The 6,899-nt window shown below is 68.9% G+C and carries 8 protein-coding genes; 2 read left to right on the top strand and 6 right to left on the bottom strand.

Annotated elements, in window-relative coordinates; translation table 11 throughout:
- Positions 1-269: 269 nt before the first annotated feature.
- Entirely contained in the window at positions 270-878 is a 609-nt protein-coding gene (locus DB31_RS32235; RefSeq protein WP_044194676.1) for a hypothetical protein, read from the top strand.
- On the opposite strand, the gene DB31_RS32230 is transcribed toward DB31_RS32235, so the two are convergent.
- From DB31_RS32230 to DB31_RS32210, 5 genes are all read right to left on the bottom strand, one after another.
- Positions 866-1,849, bottom strand: coding sequence for a hydrolase (locus tag DB31_RS32230; RefSeq protein ID WP_044194674.1), 984 nt, complete (start codon positions 1,847-1,849; stop codon positions 866-868). The two genes, DB31_RS32235 and DB31_RS32230, sit on opposite strands and share 13 nt — an antisense overlap.
- 75 nt (positions 1,850-1,924) lie before the next feature.
- Positions 1,925-2,221, bottom strand: coding sequence for a YkgJ family cysteine cluster protein (locus DB31_RS32225; RefSeq protein WP_044194671.1), 297 nt, complete (start codon positions 2,219-2,221; stop codon positions 1,925-1,927).
- A gap of 11 nt (positions 2,222-2,232) precedes the next feature.
- Positions 2,233-3,381, bottom strand: coding sequence for a hypothetical protein (locus DB31_RS32220; protein ID WP_044194668.1), 1,149 nt, complete (start codon positions 3,379-3,381; stop codon positions 2,233-2,235).
- A 25-nt stretch (positions 3,382-3,406) separates the two neighbouring features.
- Positions 3,407-4,363, bottom strand: a complete 957-nt coding sequence (locus DB31_RS32215; protein WP_044194667.1) for a GNAT family N-acetyltransferase — start codon at positions 4,361-4,363, stop codon at positions 3,407-3,409.
- Between the two features lie 3 nt (positions 4,364-4,366).
- Positions 4,367-5,047: a hypothetical protein gene (locus tag DB31_RS32210; RefSeq protein WP_205628608.1), complete on the bottom strand. Its 681-nt coding sequence runs from the start codon at positions 5,045-5,047 to the stop codon at positions 4,367-4,369.
- Positions 5,048-5,186: 139 nt separating this feature from the next.
- On the opposite strand from DB31_RS32210, the gene DB31_RS32205 reads away from it, so the two are divergent.
- Positions 5,187-6,155, top strand: a complete 969-nt coding sequence (locus tag DB31_RS32205) for a DUF481 domain-containing protein (RefSeq protein WP_044194664.1) — start codon at positions 5,187-5,189, stop codon at positions 6,153-6,155.
- Between the two features lie 7 nt (positions 6,156-6,162).
- On the opposite strand, the gene DB31_RS32200 is transcribed toward DB31_RS32205, so the two are convergent.
- Positions 6,163-6,891, bottom strand: coding sequence for a hypothetical protein (locus DB31_RS32200; RefSeq protein ID WP_044194662.1), 729 nt, complete (start codon positions 6,889-6,891; stop codon positions 6,163-6,165).
- Positions 6,892-6,899: the final 8 nt, after the last annotated feature.

Here is a 6,899-nt window from a genome sequence, read left to right as displayed (position 1 = left end):
GTACGGGGTGGGGAAGGGCGTGGGAGTGGGTAGGGCGGGTAGGGGTAGGGCGGTCCGTAGGGTGGGTAGGGCGGGCAGGGAGCGGTACCGAAGGGCGGGTTGGGGCAGGGCGAGGACGGGCGGGAAGGCACGGCGGAGCACCTCGTAGGCACGCGCTGGGTTGGAACGGCTCTGGGGGAGTGGGAGTGGGGGCGGCGAAGAGAGCCGGTGCCGGCGGGAGTCCGCGCCGGGCCGGCTGCCCTGAGGTGAAACGTGGGGGGGAGGCGGGCATGAGTTCGGTGTGCACGCTTCTGGTGGCAGGGCTCATGCTGGGGGGACCGGCGGTATGGGCCGCAGCCCCGGAAGTGAAGGGTCAGAAGCAGGATCCGGAGAAGCTGGCGCCGTTCGGGCTGTTGCTCGACGCGGGCGTCCCGGATGGAGCGGGGTTGTCCGCGGCGTTCCGGCCCAACAAGGCCGTGAGGCTGCATGTGGGCGCCACGCACAATGGTCTGCGGTTGGGGGGCCGGGCTGGCATCACGTTGCTTCCGAAGCCGGGCACGTACACGCCGTCGGTGACCTTCGAGCTGGGGCATGCCCTCGCCGGAGACGTGGACCGGCTGGCGCGCAGGATGGCGGACACCTCGCTGCCGCCGCTGCAGTCCATGGAGCGCGTGGGGTACTCCTACGCGAGCACCCACCTGGGGTTCGAGTTCGGTGACCCCTCGGGCTTCATGTTCTTCGTGCGCGCGGGTGTGAGCTGGGTGGAGCTCGACGTGCCCAACGTGGAGTCGCTCGACGAGGCCTTCCGCGCGCGCCTGGGCGAGTCCGGTGCCCAGGGCGGACGCTTTCTCTACATGATGCCGTCCGCCAAGCTGGGGCTGGTTCTCTACTTCGGTTGAGCGGCACCCACGGCGTCGAAGAACGCCAGCATCTGTGCCTCGCCCCAGAAGCGCGGCGCGTGCACCCGGCCCGAGACGAAGCCCACGTGGCCGCCGTACTCGGTCAGCACGATGCTCAGGTTCGCATTGTCCGCGGCGCTGGGCGGGATGACGGGATCCTCCAACATCGGATCATCCTTGGCGCTCAGCAGCAGCGTGGGCCGCTGGATGGCGTGGAGCCGAGGCCCCGACGAGGCCTCCGCGTAGTAGTGGCCTGCGTCCCGGAAGCCGTGCAGCGGCGCCGTCACCGAGTCATCGAACGCGCGGATGCTGCGAGCGGACTCCATCGCCTTGCGATCGAACGCGTCGGGGAAGCGCCGGAGCTTCTCGCGCGCCTTCTGCTTGAGCGTGCGCAGGAAGCGCTCTCGGTAGAGCAACTGGAAGGGGCCTTTCCCATCGAGCTTGCGGCAGCAGGCGTCCAGGTCATACGGCGCGCTCATGGCGGCGGCGGCCTTCACCGGCGCGTCCGCTCCGGTCTCCTCCAGCAGGCGGCAGAGCACATTGGCGCCCAGCGAGAAGCCCACCGCGTACAGCGGGCCGGTGAGCCGGGACTTCAGGTGGTTCATCACCGCGAGGGCATCGCCGATCTCTCCCGAGTGGTACGAGCGCGCCAGGCGGTTCGGCTCGCCGCTGCACGAGCGGAAGTTGAGTGCCGTGGCGCCCCAGCCTCTCTCCGCCGCGCCTCGGAGGATGGCAGTGACGTAGCCGGCCTGCGAGGAGCCCTCCAGCCCGTGGAGCGCCAGGACGTGAGGGGCTCCGGACGCACCGTCGAAGGTGTCCAGATCGACGAAGTCACCATCGGGCAGCTCGAGCCGCTCGCGCCGCAGTGGCGGCAGGCGCGTGGGGCGGGCCAACGCCGCGAAGATGGTCTGCGCGTTGGGCGAGCCCAGGCCCGCGGCGGGGACAAAGGAGTCGGTCGGTTGAAAGCGCACGGCCCCGCGATAACCCCCGCGCCCGGCTGAGACAAGGCCCTGTCAGGTGGGAAGTTCAGCGGCCTGCCAGCGGGCTCACGGTTTCGTGCCGCGAGCCTGGCGCATGGAGGCGCAGCCCGTCTGGCGCGTGGCCTCGGCCTCGGCGCTCAGGCCGAAGAGGGCCAGGTACTTTTGGACGCGCTCCTCCAGCGTGGGCGCCTCGATGAGCTTGCAGACCTCGTCCGGCTCGTAGCTCCGGCACACCTGGGGCCTCCGGTCATACACCGAGCACAGGTTCTCCGGCGTGAGGTGCGGGCAGCGCATCCCCAGGGGCTTGTCCAGCGCGGCGATGTCCGGCGCCACGCAGCAGGCGCCACAGCGGGTGCACTCCATGAGGGCTCTTTCTAACGCGGCTCGATCTTCTTGATTTCCCCGCCGTTCGTCACCGTCAGGGCGACCTGCTGGCCCTTCTTCCAGACGAGGTACTCCTGCTCCGTCTTGGGCTCGAGCTTCGTCTTCTCCTCGCCCTTGTCGTACGCGACGTGGATGACGTACTGCTCCGCGCGCTTGAGCCGGTCCGCCGGGCCCGCCACCAGCTCCGGCCAGCGCGGCGGCTCGCCGTCCCGCCCCGACAGCTCGCGCTTGGCCAGCTCCTTCCACAGGTACGTGTCGTAGCTGCACTTCTGCGAGTACACGGGCTCGTTCCGGTAGCGCGTCTCCGTGTGGCAGTCCTCGTAGGACTCGCTGCAGTACTTCGGCACGTCCTCGCAGATCTCCTCCTTGAAGCCGTTGCCCTTGTTGCGCGTGCGGCACTTCTCCTCGGTTCCGCACTGCGTCTTGCGCGTCTTGTTCTCGCACACCCGCTGCGTGCCGTCCGCCACCTTCCGCGTGGTGCGCTGCCGCGACACGCAGCTCCGGATGTTCTGCACACCCGCCACCTCGCCCGAGCCGTTCACCGGCATTCGCGGGGACTCGAGGCGCAGCTCGTCCTGCCAGCCCTCCTCCGTCACCGGCGTGAAGCGCTCCTGCGCGATGGAGCGCTTCCACTCGGTGCCGGTGATCTCTCCCGTGGTGTCGTGCGGAATCGCCGACCAGATGGAGTAAAGAATGGTTCCGCCGCAGCAGAAGAACATGCCGCCGAAGAGGCCCAGGGCGATCTTCCCCCAGCTTCGCTTCTTCGGAGGCGGTGCCTGCGGCCGAGGCGGCGGTAGGCCTGGATCCTCCTCCTCCTGGAGCGCCTTGGAGTCATCCGTGCGCTCGGCCTTGCAGTTCTTGCAGATGGGCTGGTCGCCTCGGTTCGAGGCACCGCAGTAGGCGCAGAACCAGTCCGCGCCCGCGTTGGCCATCTCCAGCGCTCTCTCGTCCGTCACGCTCTCGCCGAGCGACCTGCCCGTGGCCGCATCCTCCCCGGCGAACTGGAACTCGGACTCCTTGCCCGTCAGCTCGCGCGGGTTGTTGCACGTGGGGCACTTCTTGTGCCGGGCAGGGATGTTCTTCGTGTCGCACGAGGTGCAGTTCCACGTGCCCTCGATGATCCGGATGCGCTTGGCCATGGCCCCATCCTACCTCCTGCGGGCCTCAGACCCAGAGGGCTCGGGGAATGGGCGTGAGCTCGGGGGAGGGAAGGCCCGGCCGCAGTGGCCGGATCATCGGCAGCGAGCCGTCCCGGAGCTCCCGCGTTCCCCCCGTCACCTTTGCCACCAGCGGGGCCGTCGCGGGCTCCTCCCACAGCACCACCTTCGAGAGGCCTGCTCGGTGTGCCACCCGCCGGGCCGTCCCGAGCAGCGCCGCCGCCTGCTCGGCCGTCCGCGCGTCGAGCATCAGCACCATCAATGTGCCGGTGCGGCCCATCATGTACCAGAGCGCGGTGGAGTCTCCGGCGATGGCGCCGTTGGCCTCGGGACGCGGGCGGGGCATCAGCTCCGCGTAGATGCGCTCGCGCTCGATGTGCCAGTCCACTTGCTCGGCGGTGGGCCAGTAGAAGAAGGGAGCGTCGGGCCGGCGCATCCGGGCGAGCGTGGCGCCCACGTCCGTGTCCTGGAGCAGCCGGTCTACGAGCGCGGAGGGCTCGCCCGGCTCGGGGCTGAAGCGCCAGTCCCAGGCGGGTGTCTCCCGATAGCCCGAGCGCTGGTAGAGCGGAGCGCCCACGTCCGAGAACAGGATGGCGCTGTGGACGCGCGGCGAGGCCCGTTCGAGCTCCGCGGCCAGCAGGTCCATCAGCTTCGTGGCGTAGCCGCGCCCGCGCAGCCGCTCCTCGGTGAAGACGCTGGCGATGGCGTAGCTGTCCCCGGCGGAGAGCGTCCCGTCCGGAGCGCGGAGGAAGCTGTCCGTCCGGTACGTCTCGCACGAGGCGAGCACCTCGCCCGGCGCCTCGCACAGCAGCCACATCTTCAGCTCGGCGCGGGACCAGGCGTGGGTGCGGAGCCGGTTCTCGCGCTGGAGGTAGCCCTCGCGGGTGAGCGGAGAGCCCCACGCGGAGTAGGTGACGGCATCCCGAGAGACTTGTTCTTCAGCGTTGGCGAGGACGAGGCGCATGGCTCACAGCCGGGTGGTGTAGGGGAAGCGGAAGTGGAGCATGAGGTAGGCCTGCCCCACGTGGAAGATGGACTCGCGCAGGGGCTTCGTCTCGCTGAAGGTGTTGAGCCGCTGGGGGACATAGAGCGCCGAGTCCCACCCGATGCTGATCAGGAAGCTCTTGCTGAGCTGGAACTCCAGATCCGCTCCGAGCTGGAGCCCCGGCCGCAGGAAGTGGGTGGTGCCGAGGGTGTCCAGGTCCGAGTAGATGTACGCGTAGGTCAGCAGCAGCCCCGCGTCGACTGAGAAGCGCACGGGGCTGGAGCTGAGCGGCAAGCCGATGCCCAGCGGCTTCCACGTGGCCCCGTACATGCCCGTGTTCCGGTACTTCGGTGAGATGATCAGCGAGTCCGGGATGAGGGCGAGCACGGCGGGAGAGAAGCGGATCTCCCCCGACTTGAGGGCCTGGCTCCGGTACTTGCGCGGGATGAGGGCCTGGTTCTTGCGCAGCCACTCCTTGTCGAGCACCGCCTCCACATTGAGCTTCAGCCCGGTATGAATCGGCTGGTCGTCGAACACCGGTCCGAAGAAGAAGAAGGCCGCAGGGCCAATGCCCACGTCCACTGGGGCTGTCACGGTTCGTTGGGCCGACGCGACACCGGGCAGCAGCAGCCAGCACAGCAGGGCCAGGGGGACGAGCTTCATGGGCAGGAGCCTCCGGAGGTACTTCGGGAGCGGTTTCATAGCGTAGAAGGGTCGAGCCGCCGCTGTCGCTGGTGGTATGCAACGGCCAAGCCCGCCGGGAATCCGATGGGCACACTCTCACCCCATCTCGCCAGAACCTATGTTGACCGCCTTTATCGTCGCGACGTCGCTCCAAGCCCAGACTCCTCCTCCCCCGCCGCCGCCTCCGGCCGCCGAGGCCACCACCGAGCGCGCCGCCGCCGCCGCTGAGAAGGCCGCTGCCGCCGCCGAGAAGGCTGCGGACGCCAGCGCTCGCATGGCCACCGCCGTGGAGAAGCTGACCGAGGCCTTGGGGAAAACCCCTGCTGCGGCGCCCGAGGCCGCCGCTGAGAAGAAGGAGGAGGCTCCCAAGGAGGACCTGTGGAAGGGGAGCGTGGGACTGGGGCTCATCGCGCTCTCGGGGAATTCCTCGACGCTGACCTTCAACGGTCTGGCCTCGGCCGAGCGCAAGTCGGAGGGGTGGATCTACGGCGTGAAGGCGCAGGCCGTGTACGGCCGCAGCCGGCTCCCGGCCACGGAGACGGAGGCGGAGCGCACCGAGGTGGTGGCCCTGGGCGCCAACGCGGACATCCGCGTGGATCGGCGCTTCACCCCGGTCATCAGTGGCTACGTGCTGGCCGGTGCACTGACGGACCACGTGAAGAGCGTGGAGGTGCGAGGCACCGGCGAGGCCGGAGCGGGCATCTCCTGGTGGGACGAGAAGAGCGCGGATGGGAAGTTCACCTCGCTGCGCACGGACCTGGCGTTCCGCTACTTCCGTGAGACGCGCTTCCAGTACTACCCGACGCGGCTGGACCTGGAGGACGTGGACCTCGGCGGCCCGCGCGTGGGCGTGTCGTTCAGCTACGGCCTGTCCAAGGACACCGTGTTCACGGAGGAGGCTGAGGCCATCCCCAACGTGCTGGGGGAGTCCCGCCTGTTGGTGAACAGCACCTCGAAGCTCACGGTGGGGCTGACGGACAGCCTCTCGGTGGGCACCAGCTTCGTGCTCCAGTACGACAGCTCGCCGCCGTCGGGGAAGGTCTCCACGGACACGGCCCTCGCGGCCAACGTCCAGGTGTCCTTCTAAGCCTCCGTCACAGGCGTTCGCGGGCCTGCTCCAAGGTGTATTCCCTGTAGGTGGGGTAGGTGGGGCCCGTCTTCTCCACAAGGAGCGCAGGTGCCCCCTTCGGCAGGTAGAAATCCTCCTCGAAGGGGGACAGCCCCAGGTGGCGCAGGTAGTCCTTGAGCATGTCGAAGGTGAAGCGGTCCCTGACCCGGTGCGCCTGGTAGTGCTCGGGCTTCTCGAAGGGGAAGGGTTCGCCAGACTGGCCGAAGACCCAGCGGCCCCCGTCATTCGCCGCATAAAGGGTGCGCAGGTAGTTGAGCCCAGCCATGTCGTAGGGGGCATAGACCTCAAGGATGACAGCTCCGTAGCGACCCTGGCCTTTGCGGAGTGTATGGGGCACCGCGACGACCCGCAGGCCCCGGCAGCCCAGAGTCCGGGACAGGTAGCCCATGGCGCTCGAGGCGTCGGTCCCGGTCCACTGGCTCTCGACGTACGCTGTCCAGGCGCTGTGGGTCGGAATGAAGAGGTACCGCCGCGACTCTCCACCGGTCAGGGGCAACAGGCTGGAGAGAACCTGCTGCAGAGAGCCCGAGACGGGGCGCACCCCCACGGTGACGCCACGATCAGCCTCCAATGCTTGCTGCCAGGTGGCGAAGCCACGGGCCGCTTGCTCCGCGCTGAGCTCTAGGAAGCCCATCTCTGAAGTGACAGGAGCCCAGCGGTCCTCTAGGAGCAGCCCCTTCATGTCTTGGGTCATCAGGAGTG

The organism is Hyalangium minutum, assembly GCF_000737315.1.
Lineage (GTDB): Bacteria > Myxococcota > Myxococcia > Myxococcales > Myxococcaceae > Hyalangium > Hyalangium minutum.
This window is presented reverse-complemented; position numbering and strand designations above follow the sequence as displayed.

What these genes read in the sequence shown, in the direction of transcription:
- DB31_RS32235 (WP_044194676.1), top strand. Translation starts at nt 270, where the DNA reads ATGAGTTCGGTGTGCACGCTTCTGGTGGCAGGGCTCATGCTGGGGGGA.
- DB31_RS32225 (WP_044194671.1), bottom strand. Translation starts at nt 2,221, where the DNA reads ATGGAGTGCACCCGCTGTGGCGCCTGCTGCGTGGCGCCGGACATCGCC.
- DB31_RS32220 (WP_044194668.1), bottom strand. Translation starts at nt 3,381, where the DNA reads ATGGCCAAGCGCATCCGGATCATCGAGGGCACGTGGAACTGCACCTCG.
- DB31_RS32215 (WP_044194667.1), bottom strand. Translation starts at nt 4,363, where the DNA reads ATGCGCCTCGTCCTCGCCAACGCTGAAGAACAAGTCTCTCGGGATGCC.
- DB31_RS32210 (WP_205628608.1), bottom strand. Translation starts at nt 5,047, where the DNA reads ATGAAGCTCGTCCCCCTGGCCCTGCTGTGCTGGCTGCTGCTGCCCGGT.
- DB31_RS32205 (WP_044194664.1), top strand. Translation starts at nt 5,187, where the DNA reads ATGTTGACCGCCTTTATCGTCGCGACGTCGCTCCAAGCCCAGACTCCT.
- DB31_RS32200 (WP_044194662.1), bottom strand. Translation starts at nt 6,891, where the DNA reads ATGACCCAAGACATGAAGGGGCTGCTCCTAGAGGACCGCTGGGCTCCT.